Raw genomic sequence first — 17,734 nt, forward strand, 5'->3', positions numbered from 1 at the left:
CCTGAAGTAATACAGTCAGCGCATGAATAAACCGACCAAAAAACGCTCGCTCAGCGACATCGAAAAGGCTGAGTGCGAAGCGCTAAATGCCATTTACAAGGCAAAGAAGAAGGCCCTGGGGATCAGCCAGGAAAAAATCGCGATCGAGGGGCTGAAGGCGAATAGCCAAAGCGCGGCCAGCCATTATTTGACTGGACGAAATGCTCTTAATATTGAGGCGGCGGCAGTTTTTGCCCGTTACCTTCAGGTTCCGGTTTCAGACTTCAGTGAGCGCCTGGCGAAGGAAATCAGAGGGATTTCAGACTCGTCCGAATCCAACGTGGGCGAAGCCCGCCAGCCTGTCGAATCGTACCGTTATCCAGTAATCAGCTGGGTCGCTGCCGGCGCTTGGGCAGAGGCCGTGGAGCCCTACCCGGCTGGTTTCTCTGATCGCTACGAGTTTTCCGAGTACGACTCCAAGGGGGCCGCGTTCTGGCTTGAGGTCAAGGGCGACTCGATGACCTCGCCTGTCGGCCAAAGCATTACGGAAGGCACGCTGATTCTGGTGGATACCGAGGCAGAAGCAGCGCCTGGGAAGCTGGTGATCGCCAAGCTGCCAGACAGCAATGAGGCGACATTCAAGAAGCTCGTCAATGATGGTGGGAAGCTATTCCTGAAGCCGCTGAATCCTGCCTGGCGGATCGAGCCGTTCAATGAGGACTGTCGGATCGTTGGTGTTGTGGTTCGTGCGTTGCAGAAGTTTTAGGGCTATGGCCCAGCAACAGATCGCGATCATCGGACACGTGTTCTGGTGAGCGATGTATTCGCTGAATCGCGATCGATTGCGTTTTGTGGAAGCAACACACATCGCACGGATCAGAAAAAAGGATACTGGAGCAGGGAGATGCGATTTGCCTTTACCACCACTCGATGACCGTGGTTTTTTGCCTGCTGGTTGCCACTCTGCGACTTGGGACGAGGTCAAGCAGATGTTCTGCGTCAGCGGGCATAGAAGAAGCCTAATGCGCAATTTTCAGCGTTTTGTTGAAGCGGAACTGCGCGTTGCGGGGAATGGTCTTCCATTGATCATCGCCGGCAGCTTTTTATCTGATAAGGTAACCCCAGGTGATATTGAGTCATCCATCTACCTTCCAAACGACCAGATCTCGCATCGAGCAGGCCTTTGCACGATAGGCTCTAAGGTCGAACACATTCGTATCAAGAAGGAGTATGGAGCAGATTTCTATGTCACCTTTGATCTGGCAGGGCAGCCAAATTTTTACGATTTCTTTCAGTATGTCGGACCCAAATCAGCTAGCAAAAAGGGTCTAAACGAGAAGGATCGCCGAGGAATCATTGAGGTGACACCATGGTGACGTGGGTAGAGCAAGTTCATAAACGAGCATCGGCATTTCAGAATCAAATAGCGGCTGCAAGAATGTCCGAGGTTTCCAGCGGAGTGAATCTCTCAGGCATGATTGAGCTATTCCAATACAAGCTCGAAGAGCTGTATCTGGAAGAAATGCCCCTTGCTCAGATTAGAGATAGCTCTGACCTTGTCTTCCACGCTGAAGGGCCGTCGACAGCCACAAATACACCAGGCCTGCACGCATTTAATTGGCTTTGCACCTCCGCCGAAAAACAAATCAAGCTGCTAGCAAAAGCGATCTTCAATCTATCCGATATGGATGCTAAGCGCCTTTCCAAAAATCTAGACTTAAGATTTTCAGGGTTTGCTCCGGGAAGTATCTACGCTGGTTTCTTCGTGTCGCCTCTTCCCTCTGTTATGGGAAGCACTGAGCCTGAAGCAATCTATAGTGCGCTCAAATTTGCAATCCGACAGCTACCAACAATTCCGGATTTTATCGAAGACGAAACACTGAATTACGGTATCGCTGAGTTAATTCCAGATCCTGCTATGCGTGATGCCAGCTTGGAGGCTATCTTCAGATTGTCTCCAACCGGAAAGGCTGGCATACACACATTGGATATCTCCTCTCCCGACGCTGGGCAAGGAGAGCTCACAACCCGCGAGAGGGTTGTGTTGCGGGAAGCATTACGCAAACCAATCACTCTTAAAAAGCGGCAAGGATCGTTCGTGGGTGAGGTGCGAGAGGTTGACCTTGACTCTGGTCGATTCCACTTGAGAAATATCAAAGGTATAGGAACTCTCCGATGCGTAATGCCAGGGGTTTCGAGTGAGCTTGGACAAAAGATTCTCGGGAATCTGATCTCCGTTTCTGGCGATTACGAGTGTGATGATTCGGGAAGACCAAGACTTATGTTTGCGTCCGACATAAAGCATGTCAAAGAGATAACTGATCAGCATTCAATCACGATTTCTAACGATTGAAAGAAGCCCGGCCCAGCGCCGGGCTTTTCATTCCCGCCTGCCCTGCTACGCTCTCCATTCCCTCGAACGGAGTCGAAACCATGCCCGCCAACGAATACTCTCTCCCTGACGTCCTCGAACGCATGTGCGAAAACCAGCTCGCCTTGGAGGCAGCCATTATGGAGCTGACGTTGCTGGTTGAGAGCCAAGGCGCGATCGAGATCGGCGGTAACGTCCGCGGCGCTCTGGATACGATCCGCGAGAACACCGGGCATATCAAACAGGGCTTAGCCAGACTGAAGACTCAACGATCGGACTGATCGAGGCGACTTCCTCCCGATATGCGCAACAGAGTATGGGCCCGCCAAGCGCGGGCTTTTTTGTGCCCGGAGAAAATGCGCCCCCTCCCCCCGTACCAGATAGAACATGTCTCTTGCCAAAATATGACAGGAACAATACTGTATATACATACAGCTTTAGCAAGGAGCTTTCCTATGTCAGAAATAGCGTCCCCCGTATCACAAGCCAGAGAGTCATATGAATTGGTTGGTCGGCGCATCCAGCGCCTGATTGCCGCACCCAACGTACAAAAGGTCCAGGCCATCACCGTCACCAGGCTTGAAGCCGAACCCGCTGAAGCATGGCAGCAAGTCCTTCAGGAGATTGAAGAGACCAGCGGTGTAAGCCTGGAGCGCCTTGAGAGCGGCGCGGTAAGGATCGGGTGGCGAGAGTACTGCGAAGCCTGAAATGAGCCCGCCGCTGAGCGGGCTTTTTATTACCTGCGAATTATTTTATTACCTGCGGTCTTGACTAATAATATTATCGCCAGTAATGTTTATTCCATCGCAACCCAGTCCCCACATCGGGACCGCCAGCGAAGGGCCTCAAGAGACCCGCCGCTCTTTAACAGTCAGCGCAACAAACGAAACACAACAGACCGCATTGCCTCTACCGGCGACCGGCGAGCAGACAGGCCCGAAAGCCTGCCCACGACAGGAACAACCTGGACGGCTGCTCGATGGTGAAACGTCTTAACCGTGTGAATGACCCGGCAAGCAATGCGCCCCGCGAATCCCAGCGGCAGAAGGGAGAGACAACGAATTGAATTAGCACTCCGAGCCTCGGCTACGAGGAGCGCTGGACCTCATGCACCCTGCCCCCATCAGTCGGGCATTCAGAGCTGTAGCGTGCATGTTGTAAGGACCTGTGATCCATGGCGAACAGATGCTGTTTGACGCCGCGGGGAGGAAGCTCGACGCCCACCAAACGATAGCCAGTCCTGCAATCAGCAGCGGGTAACCGGCGCACATCGCTGACGCAACAATCCCGGCCTGTCGCCAGTAGCGAGGCCGGGCACATTCGATTCAAGCCAGTGACCGACGCCAGTAGCGGGTCACGGCGGAAAGTTTCACTGATGCACCTGGTGACGGGCGCATTGGGAAAACAACCGACAAGCACGGAGTACCAAATGAGCGAGCAAACCCTTCAAACGCTGCTGGTTGAGCGAGTCACTGCATTTGCTGTGGGTGACCAGCCGGCAGCAATCATCGATGAGCATGTGAAGATCATGTTCACCAAAGTCATCGACAACTGCTTTGGTCGTTACGGCGACATGGGCAAGCAGGTTGAGGAGTCCATCAAGGCGGCGCTACCAGCCAACCTGGCTACGGTTTTCGAGTTGACGCGCTACAACGACATGATCGCCAAAGCGTTGAAGGAAAAGTGGGAAACCAGCGGCGTAGAGGCCGACATGGTGCGGCGCGCTCAGGAAGCCATCGACGACGTTCTCACCAAGGACCAGATGCCCGAGGTAGTCAGTCTGCAAGACCTTCTCGAAGCCTTCGTCGACGACCATAAGGAAAGCGCCGCAGAAGAACGCTGGGAACGACCGGACATACGCTTTCAAGAATCGGAATACGGCGGCCTGCACATCTACTTCGACAAAAAGCCAAAAGAAGAATCGCCCTACAGCAGCCGCGAACGCAGCGAATACAACCTGGATAACGCGATTCACATCTCGTTTGATAAGCGCGGCAAAGATCGTGACGAACAAGGCCGGCAGGTTGGCACCGTCTACGCCGCCCGCATCGACAACGAAAAGATCGGCCAAACCCTGCGCTTCAGATCGAAGTTCGAGAAGTTGCTTGCCGCTCTCTACTTCGGCGCCTCCAAGATACTGGTGGATTGCGAAGAAGACGATTTCAGCTACGGCATTTACGACTGACAGCATCACCTCTGTCCATTCACCGAGTGGGCAGACGGATGCGGACGAAACTGCGGCCTATAACCGCCCACCTGCATCAACCCAGGGAATCAACACGGCGGTGGAAGTTCGCGCCGGAGACGTAACCGGCAAGCTTTGGCTTCAAGATAACGGAGTTCTGTCCGTGACCACGTTCCTGCTTCCACATTTGCACACAGGGATTATCGCTTCGGAGCGTTTACGATAAAGCTCGTAGTCGTTTGCAGGGACGGTGTTAAAGCCTTCCCAGCGTTCCTCTGTTCTACCCCATTCATCTGAACGCCAGATCTGTACACCTTCATGCCCACAATCGCTGCAGGTCGCTTTGTACCTGCGCTCATCCCAGCTCATTTTGACCTCGATTTCACCGAAGGACTCGCTGAAATATAGCAGCGATACATCCCTCCCCTCCGACACCACCCGCATGCACTCCCCTCCGCGCCCAACGGCAACCAGCGGAACGGATGAGTGCAGCCGAGTTTTGTTGGATCAACACCCGCCACTTTGGAGGCGACCATGTCAGCACTACGCAAGGCTCAGATTCAATACGACAACCTTCTGCCGCCTCCGGTGAGCGAAGACGACCTGGCGGAGATTCAATGGCTGGAAGCGAACGCTGAAAACCTGATGCGAGGCTTCGTCGTCAGCTGGGGTATCCGCGCAGATCGCGGTGAAGTGACCCAAGCCGAGCTTTACAAGGCTGTTCAGGACCATGTGAACCAGCGCCAGATCGACGGCGAAGACAAGAAAGATGCTCTCGGCCAGCTGGTGATCGCCGCCCTGGGTTACAGCACATCCAGCCTGATGATGGACATGGCCATCTACCTGCTCGGCTCCAAGTCGGCGCTGAAGGATATCGCGCTTGAGCTACTGAAGCCTCACGCGGCCAAGGCCGTTGCGCTTCAGGAGGAGCAGGACCGCCTTGAGCGGAGGTGCGGATTTTGAGCCCGCACATCCTGATCGATCAGGCCCTTGAGGGCGTGTCCGCACCATCCGACCAAGAAGACATCAGCTTGTTGGTCCAGGAGCTGATAACGCGCCTCTTCACCGACGGCGCAATCACCATCGACGAGTTCAACCACTACTGCAAGCGGCTGCGAAACATTTGCCAGCAGCGCAAGGAGGCATGATGACTACCTCACCAGTCAAAACGCTGATCGACGAACAGCTCGAGGACATCAGCGCCCACAACTTGCGCGAGGCTTACGGCCTGGCCGAACGCCGCGGCTTCTTCGGTGCGCCAGTCGAGCAGTACGCTGAGCCAAGCTATGGCGGTCGTGTCCTGCAGGTACTGCGTTACAGAGTTGCTCAGCTGGAGCGTAAAGAATGAGTGGCCACGGCGCACATTTGCGCGGCCAGAACCTGGCCAAACGCTGCGCCAAGCTTCGACGGGAGGGCCTGCCGCTGACAGAGGTTGCCCAGATCGCCGGCGTCACTCGCGAGCAGGTCGCCGCCAAGATCAAGCTGGGCGAGAGGCTTCTGTCGCTGGAGGAACATCAGTGAATACGCGCCAGCGATACCGCCGCATCTTCTTCTGGAGAAGCTCGTTTACCGCCCTCACCGCCTGCAATGCAGCGTTGCTTATCGCTGCTTTCGCTGGCCGCTTCACTCAATAACTCACACCTTCAACGCTGCGTGCATCGCGGCAAGGAACACTCATGTCCACGAATATGCGGATCTGGGATCTGGTCGATACCACCGATCCAAGCGCCACCAAGAATTTCACCGGCATGGGCGGCTTCAAAGGCACCGCCATCAAGCCGACTTACCTGATGCGCAAGGCTACTGAGATATTCGGGCCGTGCGGTGAAGGCTGGGGCTGGACTGTCCTTGAAGAGCGCTTCGACGAGGGTGCACCGCTCCAGGCCCCCACCAAGGAATGGCCCGGAGCTCCACTCATTAACGCCAAGCTGCACACAGTGAAGATTGAGCTTTGGTATCTGGGCAAAGAGGGCCAGAAATGCACTGTTCAGCACTACGGTCACACGCCGTTCGTATTGCTGCAGCAAGGCAAGATCATTACCGACTGGGAAGCAGCGAAAAAGTCGCTCACGGATGCCATCGGCAAGTGCCTTCAACCTCTCGGGTTCGCAGCAGACATCCACATGGGCATGTTCGACGATGCAGCGTATGTCGAGACCGTTCGCGATGAAGTGGCGATCGCCAAGGCAGAAGACAAGCAGCAAGAGATCGAGCGCCAGCAGCAAGAGCGCCTGGAATTCATCAGGTCGGTTATCGACACCATGGCCGGCGCCCAGTCTGCCCAAGAACTCAAGAAGATCCACGACACCGCTGTGCGCAAGCTGACTCTCCGCAAAGACACCAAAGGCGCCGAGCGCATTTCGCTGGAGTGGAAACGCATTACTGACGCCGCCGAACGGGAGAACGCAGCATGACCCAGCTCTACAAGCTCACCGGCCAGATGGCCGAACTTCAAGCCATGGCCGACACCGACGACGAGGGCCTGAAAGAGGCCCTGCAAGACACCATGGACGCGATCCAGGGTGAGTTCGAAGTGAAGGCCGATAACATCGTCATGCTGCGCCGAAACATCGAAAGCGATATCGATGCCATCGACAAAGAGGTCGAGCGGCTCAACGAGCTGAAACGTGTGAAGAAGAATAGCGTCAGCCAAATCAGCGACTACCTGCGCCGTAACATGGAGGCCGCCGACATCAAGTCGATCAAGCGCCCACTGTTCACCATCACCCTGGCTCTGGCACCGGAAAAAGTAATCGTCGACAAAGAGGACGAGATCCCCGACGACTTCATCGAAACGAAGACCGTGTTCTCGCCGGACAAAAAGACGATTGCGGCGAAGCTCAAAGAAATCCGCGATCACAACGCCGCGGTACGCAAACGCATTGAAGCCGGCGAAGACGCCGAGGCCGAACTGTTGGAGGAGCCTGTTTGGGCTCACCTGGAGCGCGGCGAGAGCTCAATCCGGATCAAATGAGGCAGCCATGATCAGCAACCACCTAAATCTGGTCGAACAGCACCGGCCACAGGCCGAAGCGATATCTGATCAGGTCGCCCAGTATCTGGCTGCCGGCGGGCAGATCGCCCAACTGAGAAGCCCGCCGCGCAATCCACTGCCGCCGCCCCGCTCACAGAAAATAGACCCTGAAACGGTACCCAAGCGGCGCCCCAAGCCGCTGTCTCTGGCCGAGCGCAGGGCTCTTCGCAAGATGGCGGACTCACTATGAGCAAGCGCAAACCGCACAACATCAAGGCGCGAATCGATCGGTCGTGCCGGTCCCTGGTGCGAACCAACCACGTCGCGGTGGTCAACATCGACCCGAGCGGCCGGCAGGGGATGATCAATTACAAGTCGCTCAAGAACATCGCTCCCGGGAAAATTGGTCAGGCTGTGTGCGAGATTGCCCACCACTGGACGATCTTCCTCAGTGCGCTGTGCATTGATCACGCCGGCAATCGTTACCTGAAGTCGGTGGAGATCGCACCGGACGGCATGTACCTCTCCGACCACCTTGAAGAAGTGATCGAGCATTGCTACCGGGACATCCGCGACAGCGCGAACCCGCAGCACCTGGTTGCATCGGGCTGGATCGCGATTCCCGAAGCGGTGTCGCTCGACGAAGCCCACGCCTATCGCATCTTCGAAGCTGTCGGTGCGTGGAATCAGGTGAAGGTAGCAGCGTGAGACGTTTCCGCACCCAACAACGCAAACGACAAACCTGGCTGGCATTACCGGCCAGTGGAATTGAAGAGGCAGGGCATGGCCAAGAGTGGAAAGGAACGATCGGCCAAAGCTGCCGAGAAACGAATCCAGTACGACGAGAAGGAATTGCGGCATCGGGTCAGGCTGGGCACCCGGCAGAAGCTTGATGAGCTGATGGCCTGGAATGGTGTCACGGAAATCAACGAAGCGGTGCAGAACCTGATTCTGAACGCTCATGCGCTCGGACCGACTCTCTCCTATCAAGTGATGGAAAGTCCGCGCCACAAGGTGCAGATAAGCGAAAACGTGGCGCGGATGTTTCGGGATGAGAGTTTGCGCGAGCTACGCAAAGACCCGGGCGACGAGAGCTTCGCACCCGTTTGAATTTTGGGTGGTTACTTATCTTTTTTGGGCGGCTGTACTTTAGGCATTGGCAAAGTATTTTGTACCGGCGGTAGACCTCTGTCATTTGCTTGGGTTGGGCCCGATGGCCGCTTGTGACCGGTAGACGGTTTGTTATCGCTCATCTTGAAGCTCCTGATAATGGCTTTTGAAATATTTCCGCATTTGATCTTCTGCTTTGGCCATCAGCTTTTCATTTTCTGGAAAAACCATTCCTGAAAAAGCTGACTTCATTACAGCAGACTTTTTCTTCCGTATCGCAAAACGTTTGTCATTGATTTCACGCTCAGTCAGATTTCCTTGGGCTACATCAAACCAGCCTTTTTCAGCATCATCAGCTAAAAGAGAGAGCTCTACTCCTGCGGTAGCCAGCGGCTTTATTCGCGCCTTAAAAGGGAGGAACTTATAAACCACCGATATAACCTGGGTGATCATAATAAAAAACGCCCAAACAAAAGCGTAATCCTTCCAGATCACCCACCCACCTATGCTCGCCGACGATGCAATAGCCAGAATGATGCTGATCCATCGTTCAACAGACTCAGATCCCAGCTGATACAGCTCCAGGTAGTAGACGTGCGCCTTAAGGTTCTGTAACTCAACCCAATACTGTTGTTGGTACATCGGGAGCCCTTCTTCGATTCGATCCCGACTATATCAAAATGCCATCCGTTGTCGATGGAGCAATATCTCCCCCTCCAATTCCACTGTCGCATCCGGTCACGGAGGGCGGCGCCTACCCGAGGTAACCGCAATGCCTGTTCTCCACAGCGTGATTCATAAGATCGACAAGAAGCCCGACGGCAGCCCGACTGCTCTGTTCCTCGGCGGCGCCGAGCAGGTCAAGAGTCAGGCCCGCGACGATCTTGTCCAGCAGTTCAACGAGAGCTACAACGCCACCGCCGGTAAGGCCTGGGGCTTATTTCATCATGAGTCAGGCGCTCACCCACTCAGTGGATGGCTCGCCAAATACCTGGCAGGTGGCTCTGATTTCCTCGAGTTCAGCACCATTGCCGTCGAGCACCTGACCAAGCTGATGGAAGAATCGAACCTGACCACTGGCGGGCATGCCCTCTTCTGCCACTACCAGCAAGGCCTGACCGATTACCTGATCATTGCCTTGGTGCAGGAAACCGAAGCGGTGACCATGACCGAGGAGCTGCACCTGATGACGGTCAAGCGTCTGGACCTGGACCATATCCGCCTGGCCACGCGCATCAACCTCAGTGAGTGGAAGAACAACCCACAGTCGCGCCAGTACATCTCGTATCTCAAGGGCAAGCAGGGTCGCAAGGTCAGCGAGTATTTCCGCGACTTCATCGGTTGCCAAGAAGGGATCGATGGGCCGGGTGAAACCCGCACCTTGCTCAAGGCGTTCAGTGACTTCGTTGAAAGCGAGGATCTGGGCGAAGAGTCCGCCCGCGAGAAGACCCAGACCCTCGTCAGCTACTCCATGGCCCAAGCCAAGATGGGCGAGCCAATCACCCTCAACGAGCTATCAGAGCTGATCGATGAGGACCATCCAAAGGCTTTCGCGGACTTCATCAAGGCCACCGACTATGGACTTTCCGACACCCTGCCGCCGGACAAGAAGACCCTCAACAAATTCCGGCGTTTTACTGGCCGCGCCGAGGGCCTGTCGATCAGCTTCGAGCAGCATCTGCTCGGATCGAAGATCGAATTCGACGAAGCCGGTGGCACGCTGACTCTACGCGGTTTGCCGACCCAACTTACCGAGCAGCTCAAGCGCGCGGCAGCCTGAACAATCTGCAAGCCGCCCCGATCGGATGGCGGCACCTGACTGGAATATCACCATGAGCCACAACTGCGCATACGTCCGGCAGCACTATCAGGTGCCCGCCGAAATCGGCCGCCGCGTCATCGCCTACGGAAAGCCTGGCGTTATCCTGGCTGATCGCGGTCATTACATCGGCGTGGTACTGGATGAGGACCCCAAGAAGCGGATCAGCAACTATCACCCGACCCACGAAATGCAATATGGCGAGATGGCAAAGACCCTGCCTCTAAAAGAATGGCAGGTGATGACCGCGAAGTGCTACGACTGGTTCGACGTAGTGCACGATATCGGAGATGCCAGACGCTACGTTGAGCGCGTCTGGGCGGCGACCAGAAGCCAGGCAAAGTATCAAGCATTCAAGCGCCTGGAAGATTGTTTCGATAGCGGCAAGGCCATGTGCTTTTTCAAGGTTCGGCGCACCTGAGCGCGCTGAACTATTGCGTTGATTGTTTCAGTAGGAAGGAAATAACTGCAACCGTCACACCCGCCAAAAGACTGAAACCTGCGGAGATCAGAATCTTTTTGTTGTCTGACCTTTTCGTCTCGAAGTATTCGATTCCTTTGGGGCCTATGAAGAAATACACGTCTTCACTTTCTGCACCACGAATCACTGTAGCTGTTTTGTAATGCTGCCTGCCCGGGCCTTGGGAATAGCACTGAAACGTGTGGGTCAACATGGTGTCAGCAAAATCAACTGACGGATCAGGTGCTGCGCCGGTGTAGCCGATGTGTCCTGAGTTTATAAGGGCGACAAGCGGATAGAAGTCCCGGTGATCACCGTGTGAGCGCTCAATGCTGCTGATCACATCCAGCGCATGAACCGAGTTCGATTTATAGATTCGTTTTAGCACGTCGCGATATGTGCTCTTCATCTTTCCTCCGTTTCCGGCCCCATGCCAGGCCGAACACAAATACCCCACTTCAACGAATCACGCCAGCCGGCGAGGCAGGCGTTTGCCTGGAGGTAACCAATGAGCATTCCTGCAAATGCTTTGAGCGACGAAGAGTGCCTGCACTACGCCGCTCTTGATCCGGCGGCCGCCGCCGAACTGACCCGACGCTTCACCTCGCAGAGCATCGACCCGAGCGCCGAGCGTGAAGAGCTGCGTGAAGACATCCGCCGCCTCGAAAGCCAGGCGAGCGATGACGAAGACGAACTCGAAAATCTTCGCGATGGTGCCGCTGAGGCCTGCCAGTGGATCAAGCGAGCAATGGACCCAGACGATCGGGAGCTTTCACTTAACGAGCTGCTGCAAAAAAGCGCTCGACTGCCTGGAGTGATGCCATGAGCACCTTTGCCGTATTCGGAATGAGTGAGAACTGGGCTCGCGAAGAGGCCAAAGAGCACACCAACACCTACAAGATGGAAAACGGAAAGATGGTTGAGCGGACCATCGCTGAGTGGGAGCTGGCAGTTGAGGTCGAGGTGGCAAGGATCATGGCCGGCAAGAAATGCGTCCGCCTGTCTCCGATGTTCGACGCCCCCCCAGTACGCGCAGCAGTTCATGGAGATGGCCAGGGTCAGCATCGTTTGTCGCGACTTGAAGATTCGCACGAAGGCGGTGCTGGTCGACGCCAAGAGCAAGCCGATCTTGAATGCCAAAACCGGCGCGCCAAAGGTCGGGTTCGCTGACTGGGTTCCAGCAAAGTCTCACGCTGCCTGACACCCGACACCTCTCAATCACTAACTTTCGAATCATGCCAGCCGGCGAGGATCCTTTATGTCTGCACAACAGATGTTTCCCCAGTTCATCCATGGTCAGCCAACCATGGGCCTGCCGTTCGAAAAGGAACTGGTGGTGGACCTGTTCGCCGGCGGCGGTGGCGCCAGCACCGGTATTGCCCGGGCGTATCGGGAACCGGACGTAGCGGTAAACCACAACCCAATCGCCCTGGCCGTGCACCGCGCCAACCACCCACAGACAGAGCACTATGTCGCCGACGTGTACGAAGTGTGCCCTCGCAAAGCAACCGGCGGCCAGCCAGTGGCGATTATCTGGGCATCCCCTGATTGCCGGCATCACAGCAAAGCTAAGGGTGGCGCGCCGCGTGACCGAGGCGTTCGCGGGCTGGCATGGGTGGTGATCCGCTGGCTGTTCATCACAAAATCACGGCTGCTCTTCCTCGAGAACGTTGAGGAGTTCTGCGACTGGGGACCGATCGACGATGAAGGCCAACCGATCAAGGCCGAACGCGGGCGCACCTTCAAGGCGTTCATTGCTGCTATCAGCGTCGGGCTGCCCGCCGATCACCCGGATATGCTGGAGATCATGGGCGCCATCGGCGAGTTCGTTCCGATGGAAGCGCTGGTGCGCGGCCTGGGCTACGACGTCGAATGGCGCGAACGCATCGCGGCGAACGCTGGCACCCCAACTATCCGCAAGCGCCTGTACCTGGTGGCACGAAGTGACGGCAAGCCGATCGTTTGGCCAGCGCCGAAGCGCCACAAGGTGCCGACCGCCAAACAGCAGCCATGGCGAACCGCTGCTGAGTGCATCGACTGGAGCAATCTTGGCCGCACCATCTTCCGCGAGAAGCCTATGGCTGAGAACACTATGCGCCGCGTTGCCAAAGGCTGCTGGCGTCATGTGCTGACCAGCGCCAAGCCGTTCATTGTCCCGATGCGGGGCACCTCGGAATCACACACCAGCACCCACGGCACGGACGAAGCGTTGTCGACCATCAGCGCCGGCGGCACTCACCACGCCCTGGTGCAGCCAGTCGTCGCGCCATTCCTCACCGAGTGCGCCAACGGCTCTGCACAACGCAACTTCGATGCGCAGGAACCACTGCGTACTCAGGTCGCCCAGGTCAAAGGCGGCCACTTCGCCATGGCTGCTTGCCATCTGACCCACCTTACTCACCACGGTGAGCGAAGCGGTTACTCGCCTAATGACCCCTTCCGCACGGTCACTGGCGCCAACCGCGGCGAGCAAGCGCTTGTCTCGGCGAACATGGTCACCCTTCGGAAAGGGTCAGTTGGGGCAGACGTTGCCAGCCCGCTTGGCGTGGTCGCTACCAGCACCGGGCACCATGCGGTATCGGCGGCGTTCTTTGAACAGGCGAACGGTGGGTTCTACGACGGTGATGGCCGCGCCGCCGACTCGCCGCTCTCGACCATCTGCCAGTCCGGCGCCAATCAGCGGCTGGTCAACGCCTACCTGGTGAAGTACTACGGCAACGAGAAGGACGGGATATCTCTGGCCGAGCCGATGCACACGCTACCCACGAAAGACCGGGTAGCACTGGTTGAGGTCGTTCAGGTGCCGAACACACTGACGCCTGAGCAGATGGAAGGCTCCCGCCGTTGTGCGGCATTCATGCATGAATACCTGCCGGAGCATTTCAAAGATCCGGCTGAAATGGTGATGGTCGGTGGCTATGTGCTGGTGGACATCACCCTGCGCATGCTGCAGCCACCAGAACTGAAAGCAGCCCAGGGATTCGACAAGGACTACATCATCGACCGCGGGCTGTTCGTCGACCCAGTGACCGGCGCCGAAGAGTGGCGCGACATCAACAAGACTGATCAGGTGCGGCTGATCGGCAACAGCGTCTGTCCAGACGAGGCCGAGGCGCTGGTCGCGGCCAACGCCGCCGACATCATCGAGCTTTACCAGCGCCTTGCGGCCTGACTCACGCAAACCATATCTGCCATGGCGCCGTGTTGAGCCATTCGATCAAGCGGTACATTTGATTGATCGCCTGATCGATCAGCACCTGCCGGACGAGTTCTTCAGCGATGTGTCTCATTGGGTAGCCCTCAGTTAATCGGTAGGGGTGGGCAAGAAGCTTCTCTTACCAATACATCCGGCTTCAAAGTGCCGGCCCGCCTCTCGACTCATCTTTGGCTTTTCCAATCTCCTCAAATAACCGCCCGGGCATGACCCGGCATAGGACGCCCCATGCCCACAGAAAACAAACCGGCCGAGCCGCTGCTGGTTGAGCGCTCGACTGTCACGAAGCTGGTGATCACTGGCGAACCACGGCTCGATCCGATCACCGTGTTCCTTGAGGGCTTGGCCCCATGCCGTGGCAAAATCACCGTCAGTTGCTGGGGCAAGAGCTGGACGGCTTATTGGGGTGGAATGTGGGACGGCCACACCGTCGCGCAGTTCTTCTGCGAGCTCAACACCAGCTACATCATCGGTTACTTCGACCAATCGCTGAGATCGCGGCAATTCAGCGGTGAAGCCCTGGCAAACGAAGCGCAGCGCCTGGTGCTGAAAGAACGGCGCCGGTTTTTTTATGGATCAGATGAGGCGCGCGAACTATTCGACGCGGCTGAAGATCTTCGTGACTCACCATCAATTGATCATCTCCACGGCGCGCACAGCGAACTGATGACCAGGCTGTTCGGCGACGAGTGGTGGCACATGACGAATGATACAACCGAGCCAAACCCCGATTACGCCTATCTCGAACGCATTATCCATGCGGTGCAGCAGGCGTTGCGCCAAGAACAGCCGCAGCAGACGGTAGTGAATGCCCATGATCTGGTATCGATGGAGATTGCAGGATGATCAGCCCTGCTTTTGTTTCCAATAGTCCATTCGCTTGACCGGGTCAGAAACAGTTTCGCCACATTGGTCAGCGTATTTGTTCAGCAGAATGGAAAAGTTCGAGACGTCATTATCCAAATCTTTCAACATCGACTTAATCGCCATTTCGGTTCTGGCGCGAGTCAGCTTCGCACTGGTAAGAGCTTTGGAGTAATCCAGCGCAGTATCTGCGGCTTTGTTACTTCGCTCAGCTAGTTCAGGGTTCTGAGACTCGAGAATTTTCGCTGAGACCACGTAAAACCCGGCGCACTCAGCAAGCTCGTGCGCAAGATTGTTTAATGCTCGATCAGGCTCATACGCAAACGCCGCACTCATCGACAGCGTTAGCACAAACGGAAAATATTTAACCACGGCTAGGCATCCTTTTGCTCGCGGCGTGCGGCATTTAGGCATCAGTAAAGCACAGCTACTCCCTCCCCCTTCTAAGTCAGCCGCTATAGCGGCAAAGGAACAGTCATGCCTGAAGAAACTGTTTTGATTGATTCGCTTCCGGTCCATCGCGATGCGGACGGCTGGTGGTCGCACCCTGACTACCTCTCGGAATTCGACGACGAAATTACCGAAGAGCAGTTCAATGACTGGTGCAAGCGCCACCAGGTGGAAACGAAGATCACCTACATGGAGAGCGACGTCGACGCCGATGTGTTCGATGCCTACATGAACGACGGCCAGGTCGATTGCTCTGCGTGGGAGATTCAACAACCAACTGAGCCGGGCTGGTTCATCCTGTCGATTAACGACGCCGAGGACGGCCCTGTATGCGTCTGGGGCCGGCAGGTGAAACCATGACCAAAAAATTGCACCTGACGATCAGCTCAGGATCCGACCAGAACGGAGAGTGGCATTCGGCATCTGCCTGTCATTTGGACGAGAATTCGGATGCAGACTGGAACGGAACCCGCCAGCGCGATCAGGTCACCTGCAAGCGCTGCCTCACCCAGATGGCCAAACCGAAAGCAGCCTCGACCATCGGCCTCCACAAGGAACGCCCTATGTTGTTCAGTGGACCAATGGTTCGCGCCATCCTTGAAGGCCGAAAAACGGTAACCCGACGCCCCCTCAAGGGGCACCATATCCCGCACCAAATCAGCTCCGAAGACGAAGAGCACAGATGGATGGCGACCGTTCAAAACCATCCTCGGTGGGGGTTTGGCGCTTTCGGAGCAACCGAGGCTGAGTGCGTCGCCGAACTGGCGATGTACGGTGGATGCCCATACGGCAACCGTGGCGACCGGCTGTGGGTGCGCGAGACCTGCTTCATCAATGATTACCGCGATGTCGGCGTTCCAGAAGACGAGCGCACCGATTGCGAGGTCATTTATCGGGCCGACGGGGTGCCGAACTGGGAAGGCGAAGAGGAACTGATTCGGTGGCGGCCCAGCATTCACATGCCACGCTGGGCTTCCCGCATCCTTCTGGAAATCACCGACGTCCGCGCCGAGCGGTTGCAGGACATCAGCGACGAGCAGGCCGAGGCCGAGGGCTGCTTCTTCACTGACTATGGGCGCAACTGCTTCCACGATGGCGGTCGGGTAAAGGACGTAGGTGACTGCCCAGCGCCGGATGCGAGCCATCCACAGCGCAACGGATGGGCGTGGGACAAGACCACCACCCATGAGCAGTGTCTTGGCGCGCCGCGCTGGGCGTTCGCCAATCTCTGGAATTCAACTGGTGGCGACTGGGACACGAACCCGTGGGTCTGGGTCGTCGAGTTCAAGCGGGTGACGCCATGATCTTCGCACCGCTCTACATGGCCTGGCTGATCTGCAAGGGGCCGCGGCGATGAACTATCAACCCAAAGGCGGAATGTGCGCCACCTGCACCCACGCCCACCGCAATTGTAGTCACTTGCCGTTCATCACCATGCCGGTGATCAAGGTCGACGGCCAGACCGTTATTGTCCGCTGTACTGACTTCCAGAGGCGCCCGCAATGAGCTGGTACGCCGAAAGCTGGCAGCGCATGGACTCGACGTACCGACGGACCAAGCGAGACGGCTACGATCCGCCGGCAATCAGCAAGGCCATCGACGAGTCCTATCCTTACAGTTCGCGTAGCGGTTACGCCTATAAGGCTTGGCTCGCAGCTCGTAAGGATTTTTTTCGCAAGCACAGCATCCCGCTTCGCCGCGCTAAACGTCCAGCGCCAGACCTTCTGTCCTAATCCCTACCCCAACTCAACAGCCTGCCGGTGTACCGCGGGAGAGGAATTTTCATGCCCGAAATCATCAAAGGCTGGTGATTCCGCGATATGTTCCGGGCCACACCATGAGTCTGGGTGGGGAATTTTAAGAAACCATAAAAAAGCCCCCTCCATTTCTGGAAGGGGCTTTGCGGGGCGTACTGGATTCGAACCAGTGGTGCGATTACTCACACGCCAGGGTATCAGCCTGGTGCCTTAAGCCACTCGGCCAACGCACGCCAATCATATCCAAGCATAAATAAAATATCAAATAGCCACCTTCTGCTGCCATAGGCGGCATGGAGCAATACCTTATGGAAACCGAAATCCTCTCCGACGAGGAACTGGCCGAGCTCACCGGCTACAAGGCCAGGGCCTACCAGCGGCGCTGGCTGATTGATCGTCATTGGGTGTTCGTCGAAAGCCGCGGTAAGCGTCCACTGGTGGGCCGCATGTACGCCCGCATGAAGTTAGGGGTGATCTCCCCGACCATCGCTGACCCCAACCCACCGCCGGCGGCCCCGGCATGGACGCCCGATTTCTCACGAGTGAACTGA

28 protein-coding genes and 1 tRNA gene are annotated in these 17,734 nt (G+C 56.6%); 25 read left to right on the plus strand and 4 right to left on the minus strand.

Annotated elements, in window-relative coordinates:
- Positions 1–22 precede the first annotated feature (22 nt).
- The 15 genes from PMI21_RS01415 to PMI21_RS01355 all read left to right on the plus strand — a co-directional run bounded on the left by PMI21_RS01415 (position 23) and on the right by PMI21_RS01355 (position 8,619).
- Positions 23–745 (plus strand): LexA family transcriptional regulator, encoded by a 723-nt coding sequence (locus tag PMI21_RS01415; RefSeq protein WP_007941848.1) that lies wholly within the window; start codon positions 23–25, stop codon positions 743–745.
- Positions 746–797: 52 nt separating this feature from the next.
- The gene (locus tag PMI21_RS29590) at positions 798–1,355 is read left to right on the plus strand and encodes a DUF6932 family protein (protein ID WP_007941850.1); all 558 of its coding nucleotides are present in this window, start codon (positions 798–800) and stop codon (positions 1,353–1,355) included.
- Positions 1,349–2,332, plus strand: a complete 984-nt coding sequence (locus PMI21_RS01410; RefSeq protein WP_007941851.1) for a hypothetical protein — start codon at positions 1,349–1,351, stop codon at positions 2,330–2,332. The genes PMI21_RS29590 and PMI21_RS01410 overlap by 7 nt, the downstream gene beginning before the upstream one ends.
- 80 nt (positions 2,333–2,412) lie before the next feature.
- Positions 2,413–2,631 carry a hypothetical protein gene (locus PMI21_RS01405; RefSeq protein ID WP_007941855.1) on the plus strand — a complete coding sequence of 73 codons (219 nt, stop codon included), beginning with the start codon at positions 2,413–2,415 and terminating at the stop codon, positions 2,629–2,631.
- A gap of 174 nt (positions 2,632–2,805) precedes the next feature.
- The gene (locus tag PMI21_RS01400) at positions 2,806–3,057 is read left to right on the plus strand and encodes a DUF1654 domain-containing protein (RefSeq protein ID WP_007941856.1); all 252 of its coding nucleotides are present in this window, start codon (positions 2,806–2,808) and stop codon (positions 3,055–3,057) included.
- Positions 3,058–3,779: 722 nt separating this feature from the next.
- Positions 3,780–4,535, plus strand: a complete 756-nt coding sequence (locus PMI21_RS01395; RefSeq protein WP_007941858.1) for a hypothetical protein — start codon at positions 3,780–3,782, stop codon at positions 4,533–4,535.
- Positions 4,536–5,021: 486 nt separating this feature from the next.
- Entirely contained in the window at positions 5,022–5,498 is a 477-nt protein-coding gene (locus PMI21_RS01390) for a hypothetical protein (RefSeq protein ID WP_238541248.1), read from the plus strand.
- On the plus strand, positions 5,495–5,683 hold the full coding sequence (locus PMI21_RS01385; protein WP_007941864.1) for a hypothetical protein: 189 nt from the start codon (positions 5,495–5,497) through the stop codon (positions 5,681–5,683). Before PMI21_RS01390 ends, PMI21_RS01385 begins: the two co-directional genes overlap by 4 nt.
- Complete coding sequence (locus PMI21_RS01380) at positions 5,683–5,883, plus strand: hypothetical protein (RefSeq protein ID WP_007941866.1); 201 nt, start codon at positions 5,683–5,685, stop codon at positions 5,881–5,883. Before PMI21_RS01385 ends, PMI21_RS01380 begins: the two co-directional genes overlap by 1 nt.
- The gene (locus PMI21_RS29760) at positions 5,880–6,056 is read left to right on the plus strand and encodes a hypothetical protein (protein ID WP_007941868.1); all 177 of its coding nucleotides are present in this window, start codon (positions 5,880–5,882) and stop codon (positions 6,054–6,056) included. Before PMI21_RS01380 ends, PMI21_RS29760 begins: the two co-directional genes overlap by 4 nt.
- 155 nt (positions 6,057–6,211) lie before the next feature.
- Positions 6,212–6,949 carry a hypothetical protein gene (locus PMI21_RS01375; RefSeq protein WP_007941870.1) on the plus strand — a complete coding sequence of 246 codons (738 nt, stop codon included), beginning with the start codon at positions 6,212–6,214 and terminating at the stop codon, positions 6,947–6,949.
- Positions 6,946–7,509: a siphovirus Gp157 family protein gene (locus PMI21_RS01370; RefSeq protein WP_007941871.1), complete on the plus strand. Its 564-nt coding sequence runs from the start codon at positions 6,946–6,948 to the stop codon at positions 7,507–7,509. The genes PMI21_RS01375 and PMI21_RS01370 overlap by 4 nt, the downstream gene beginning before the upstream one ends.
- A gap of 7 nt (positions 7,510–7,516) precedes the next feature.
- Complete coding sequence (locus PMI21_RS01365; protein ID WP_007941872.1) at positions 7,517–7,759, plus strand: hypothetical protein; 243 nt, start codon at positions 7,517–7,519, stop codon at positions 7,757–7,759.
- Positions 7,756–8,217 carry a hypothetical protein gene (locus tag PMI21_RS01360; RefSeq protein ID WP_007941874.1) on the plus strand — a complete coding sequence of 154 codons (462 nt, stop codon included), beginning with the start codon at positions 7,756–7,758 and terminating at the stop codon, positions 8,215–8,217. Before PMI21_RS01365 ends, PMI21_RS01360 begins: the two co-directional genes overlap by 4 nt.
- Before the next feature lie 75 nt (positions 8,218–8,292).
- Positions 8,293–8,619 carry a hypothetical protein gene (locus PMI21_RS01355; protein WP_007941875.1) on the plus strand — a complete coding sequence of 109 codons (327 nt, stop codon included), beginning with the start codon at positions 8,293–8,295 and terminating at the stop codon, positions 8,617–8,619.
- A gap of 132 nt (positions 8,620–8,751) precedes the next feature.
- Here PMI21_RS01355 and PMI21_RS01350 read toward each other — a convergent pair whose 3' ends face one another.
- Positions 8,752–9,261 carry a hypothetical protein gene (locus tag PMI21_RS01350; protein WP_007941877.1) on the minus strand — a complete coding sequence of 170 codons (510 nt, stop codon included), beginning with the start codon at positions 9,259–9,261 and terminating at the stop codon, positions 8,752–8,754.
- 130 nt (positions 9,262–9,391) lie between these two features.
- Here PMI21_RS01350 and yejK point away from each other — a divergent pair, with 130 nt between their 5' ends.
- The gene (gene yejK / locus PMI21_RS01345; RefSeq protein ID WP_007941878.1) at positions 9,392–10,399 is read left to right on the plus strand and encodes a nucleoid-associated protein YejK; all 1,008 of its coding nucleotides are present in this window, start codon (positions 9,392–9,394) and stop codon (positions 10,397–10,399) included.
- A 52-nt stretch (positions 10,400–10,451) separates the two neighbouring features.
- Positions 10,452–10,859 carry a hypothetical protein gene (locus PMI21_RS01340; RefSeq protein WP_007941879.1) on the plus strand — a complete coding sequence of 136 codons (408 nt, stop codon included), beginning with the start codon at positions 10,452–10,454 and terminating at the stop codon, positions 10,857–10,859.
- A 10-nt stretch (positions 10,860–10,869) separates the two neighbouring features.
- Here the strand turns inward: PMI21_RS01340 and PMI21_RS01335 are convergent, their stop codons facing one another.
- Positions 10,870–11,307, minus strand: a complete 438-nt coding sequence (locus PMI21_RS01335) for a hypothetical protein (RefSeq protein WP_007941880.1) — start codon at positions 11,305–11,307, stop codon at positions 10,870–10,872.
- A 99-nt stretch (positions 11,308–11,406) separates the two neighbouring features.
- Between PMI21_RS01335 and PMI21_RS01330 the strand changes: the two genes are divergently transcribed.
- The 4 genes from PMI21_RS01330 to PMI21_RS01315 all read left to right on the plus strand — a co-directional run bounded on the left by PMI21_RS01330 (position 11,407) and on the right by PMI21_RS01315 (position 14,958).
- On the plus strand, positions 11,407–11,724 hold the full coding sequence (locus PMI21_RS01330) for a hypothetical protein (RefSeq protein ID WP_007941881.1): 318 nt from the start codon (positions 11,407–11,409) through the stop codon (positions 11,722–11,724).
- Positions 11,721–12,068 (plus strand): hypothetical protein, encoded by a 348-nt coding sequence (locus PMI21_RS29595; RefSeq protein WP_007941883.1) that lies wholly within the window; start codon positions 11,721–11,723, stop codon positions 12,066–12,068. Before PMI21_RS01330 ends, PMI21_RS29595 begins: the two co-directional genes overlap by 4 nt.
- An 88-nt stretch (positions 12,069–12,156) precedes the next feature.
- Positions 12,157–14,070: a DNA cytosine methyltransferase gene (locus PMI21_RS01320; RefSeq protein WP_007941884.1), complete on the plus strand. Its 1,914-nt coding sequence runs from the start codon at positions 12,157–12,159 to the stop codon at positions 14,068–14,070.
- A gap of 270 nt (positions 14,071–14,340) precedes the next feature.
- On the plus strand, positions 14,341–14,958 hold the full coding sequence (locus tag PMI21_RS01315) for a hypothetical protein (RefSeq protein WP_007941887.1): 618 nt from the start codon (positions 14,341–14,343) through the stop codon (positions 14,956–14,958).
- Here PMI21_RS01315 and PMI21_RS01310 read toward each other — a convergent pair whose 3' ends face one another.
- Entirely contained in the window at positions 14,959–15,348 is a 390-nt protein-coding gene (locus PMI21_RS01310) for a hypothetical protein (RefSeq protein ID WP_007941889.1), read from the minus strand.
- 105 nt (positions 15,349–15,453) lie between these two features.
- Here PMI21_RS01310 and PMI21_RS01305 point away from each other — a divergent pair, with 105 nt between their 5' ends.
- The 3 genes from PMI21_RS01305 to PMI21_RS29600 are packed head-to-tail and all read left to right on the plus strand — an operon-like array spanning position 15,454 to position 16,932.
- Positions 15,454–15,786 carry a hypothetical protein gene (locus PMI21_RS01305; protein ID WP_007941890.1) on the plus strand — a complete coding sequence of 111 codons (333 nt, stop codon included), beginning with the start codon at positions 15,454–15,456 and terminating at the stop codon, positions 15,784–15,786.
- Positions 15,783–16,730 (plus strand): hypothetical protein, encoded by a 948-nt coding sequence (locus tag PMI21_RS01300; protein ID WP_033064258.1) that lies wholly within the window; start codon positions 15,783–15,785, stop codon positions 16,728–16,730. The genes PMI21_RS01305 and PMI21_RS01300 overlap by 4 nt, the downstream gene beginning before the upstream one ends.
- A 49-nt stretch (positions 16,731–16,779) precedes the next feature.
- Positions 16,780–16,932, plus strand: a complete 153-nt coding sequence (locus PMI21_RS29600) for a hypothetical protein (RefSeq protein WP_007941892.1) — start codon at positions 16,780–16,782, stop codon at positions 16,930–16,932.
- 395 nt (positions 16,933–17,327) lie between these two features.
- On the opposite strand, the gene PMI21_RS0128370 is transcribed toward PMI21_RS29600, so the two are convergent.
- Positions 17,328–17,417, minus strand: a tRNA-Ile gene (locus PMI21_RS0128370).
- A 74-nt stretch (positions 17,418–17,491) separates the two neighbouring features.
- On the opposite strand from PMI21_RS0128370, the gene PMI21_RS01290 reads away from it, so the two are divergent.
- Positions 17,492–17,734 (plus strand): DUF4224 domain-containing protein, encoded by a 243-nt coding sequence (locus PMI21_RS01290; protein WP_007941894.1) that lies wholly within the window; start codon positions 17,492–17,494, stop codon positions 17,732–17,734.

The sequence above is a fragment of the Pseudomonas sp. GM18 genome, from assembly GCF_000282195.1.
Lineage (GTDB): Bacteria > Pseudomonadota > Gammaproteobacteria > Pseudomonadales > Pseudomonadaceae > Aquipseudomonas.

Coding starts and splice junctions, on each gene's coding strand:
- PMI21_RS01415 (WP_007941848.1), top strand. CDS start 23: ATGAATAAACCGACCAAAAAACGCTCGCTCAGCGACATCGAAAAGGCT.
- PMI21_RS29590 (WP_007941850.1), top strand. CDS start 798: ATGTATTCGCTGAATCGCGATCGATTGCGTTTTGTGGAAGCAACACAC.
- PMI21_RS01410 (WP_007941851.1), top strand. CDS start 1,349: ATGGTGACGTGGGTAGAGCAAGTTCATAAACGAGCATCGGCATTTCAG.
- PMI21_RS01405 (WP_007941855.1), top strand. CDS start 2,413: ATGCCCGCCAACGAATACTCTCTCCCTGACGTCCTCGAACGCATGTGC.
- PMI21_RS01400 (WP_007941856.1), top strand. CDS start 2,806: ATGTCAGAAATAGCGTCCCCCGTATCACAAGCCAGAGAGTCATATGAA.
- PMI21_RS01395 (WP_007941858.1), top strand. CDS start 3,780: ATGAGCGAGCAAACCCTTCAAACGCTGCTGGTTGAGCGAGTCACTGCA.
- PMI21_RS01380 (WP_007941866.1), top strand. CDS start 5,683: ATGACTACCTCACCAGTCAAAACGCTGATCGACGAACAGCTCGAGGAC.
- PMI21_RS29760 (WP_007941868.1), top strand. CDS start 5,880: ATGAGTGGCCACGGCGCACATTTGCGCGGCCAGAACCTGGCCAAACGC.
- PMI21_RS01375 (WP_007941870.1), top strand. CDS start 6,212: ATGTCCACGAATATGCGGATCTGGGATCTGGTCGATACCACCGATCCA.
- PMI21_RS01370 (WP_007941871.1), top strand. CDS start 6,946: ATGACCCAGCTCTACAAGCTCACCGGCCAGATGGCCGAACTTCAAGCC.
- PMI21_RS01365 (WP_007941872.1), top strand. CDS start 7,517: ATGATCAGCAACCACCTAAATCTGGTCGAACAGCACCGGCCACAGGCC.
- PMI21_RS01360 (WP_007941874.1), top strand. CDS start 7,756: ATGAGCAAGCGCAAACCGCACAACATCAAGGCGCGAATCGATCGGTCG.
- PMI21_RS01355 (WP_007941875.1), top strand. CDS start 8,293: ATGGCCAAGAGTGGAAAGGAACGATCGGCCAAAGCTGCCGAGAAACGA.
- PMI21_RS01350 (WP_007941877.1), bottom strand. CDS start 9,261: ATGTACCAACAACAGTATTGGGTTGAGTTACAGAACCTTAAGGCGCAC.
- yejK (WP_007941878.1), top strand. CDS start 9,392: ATGCCTGTTCTCCACAGCGTGATTCATAAGATCGACAAGAAGCCCGAC.
- PMI21_RS01340 (WP_007941879.1), top strand. CDS start 10,452: ATGAGCCACAACTGCGCATACGTCCGGCAGCACTATCAGGTGCCCGCC.
- PMI21_RS01335 (WP_007941880.1), bottom strand. CDS start 11,307: ATGAAGAGCACATATCGCGACGTGCTAAAACGAATCTATAAATCGAAC.
- PMI21_RS01330 (WP_007941881.1), top strand. CDS start 11,407: ATGAGCATTCCTGCAAATGCTTTGAGCGACGAAGAGTGCCTGCACTAC.
- PMI21_RS29595 (WP_007941883.1), top strand. CDS start 11,721: ATGAGCACCTTTGCCGTATTCGGAATGAGTGAGAACTGGGCTCGCGAA.
- PMI21_RS01320 (WP_007941884.1), top strand. CDS start 12,157: ATGTCTGCACAACAGATGTTTCCCCAGTTCATCCATGGTCAGCCAACC.
- PMI21_RS01315 (WP_007941887.1), top strand. CDS start 14,341: ATGCCCACAGAAAACAAACCGGCCGAGCCGCTGCTGGTTGAGCGCTCG.
- PMI21_RS01305 (WP_007941890.1), top strand. CDS start 15,454: ATGCCTGAAGAAACTGTTTTGATTGATTCGCTTCCGGTCCATCGCGAT.
- PMI21_RS01300 (WP_033064258.1), top strand. CDS start 15,783: ATGACCAAAAAATTGCACCTGACGATCAGCTCAGGATCCGACCAGAAC.
- PMI21_RS29600 (WP_007941892.1), top strand. CDS start 16,780: ATGAACTATCAACCCAAAGGCGGAATGTGCGCCACCTGCACCCACGCC.
- PMI21_RS01290 (WP_007941894.1), top strand. CDS start 17,492: ATGGAAACCGAAATCCTCTCCGACGAGGAACTGGCCGAGCTCACCGGC.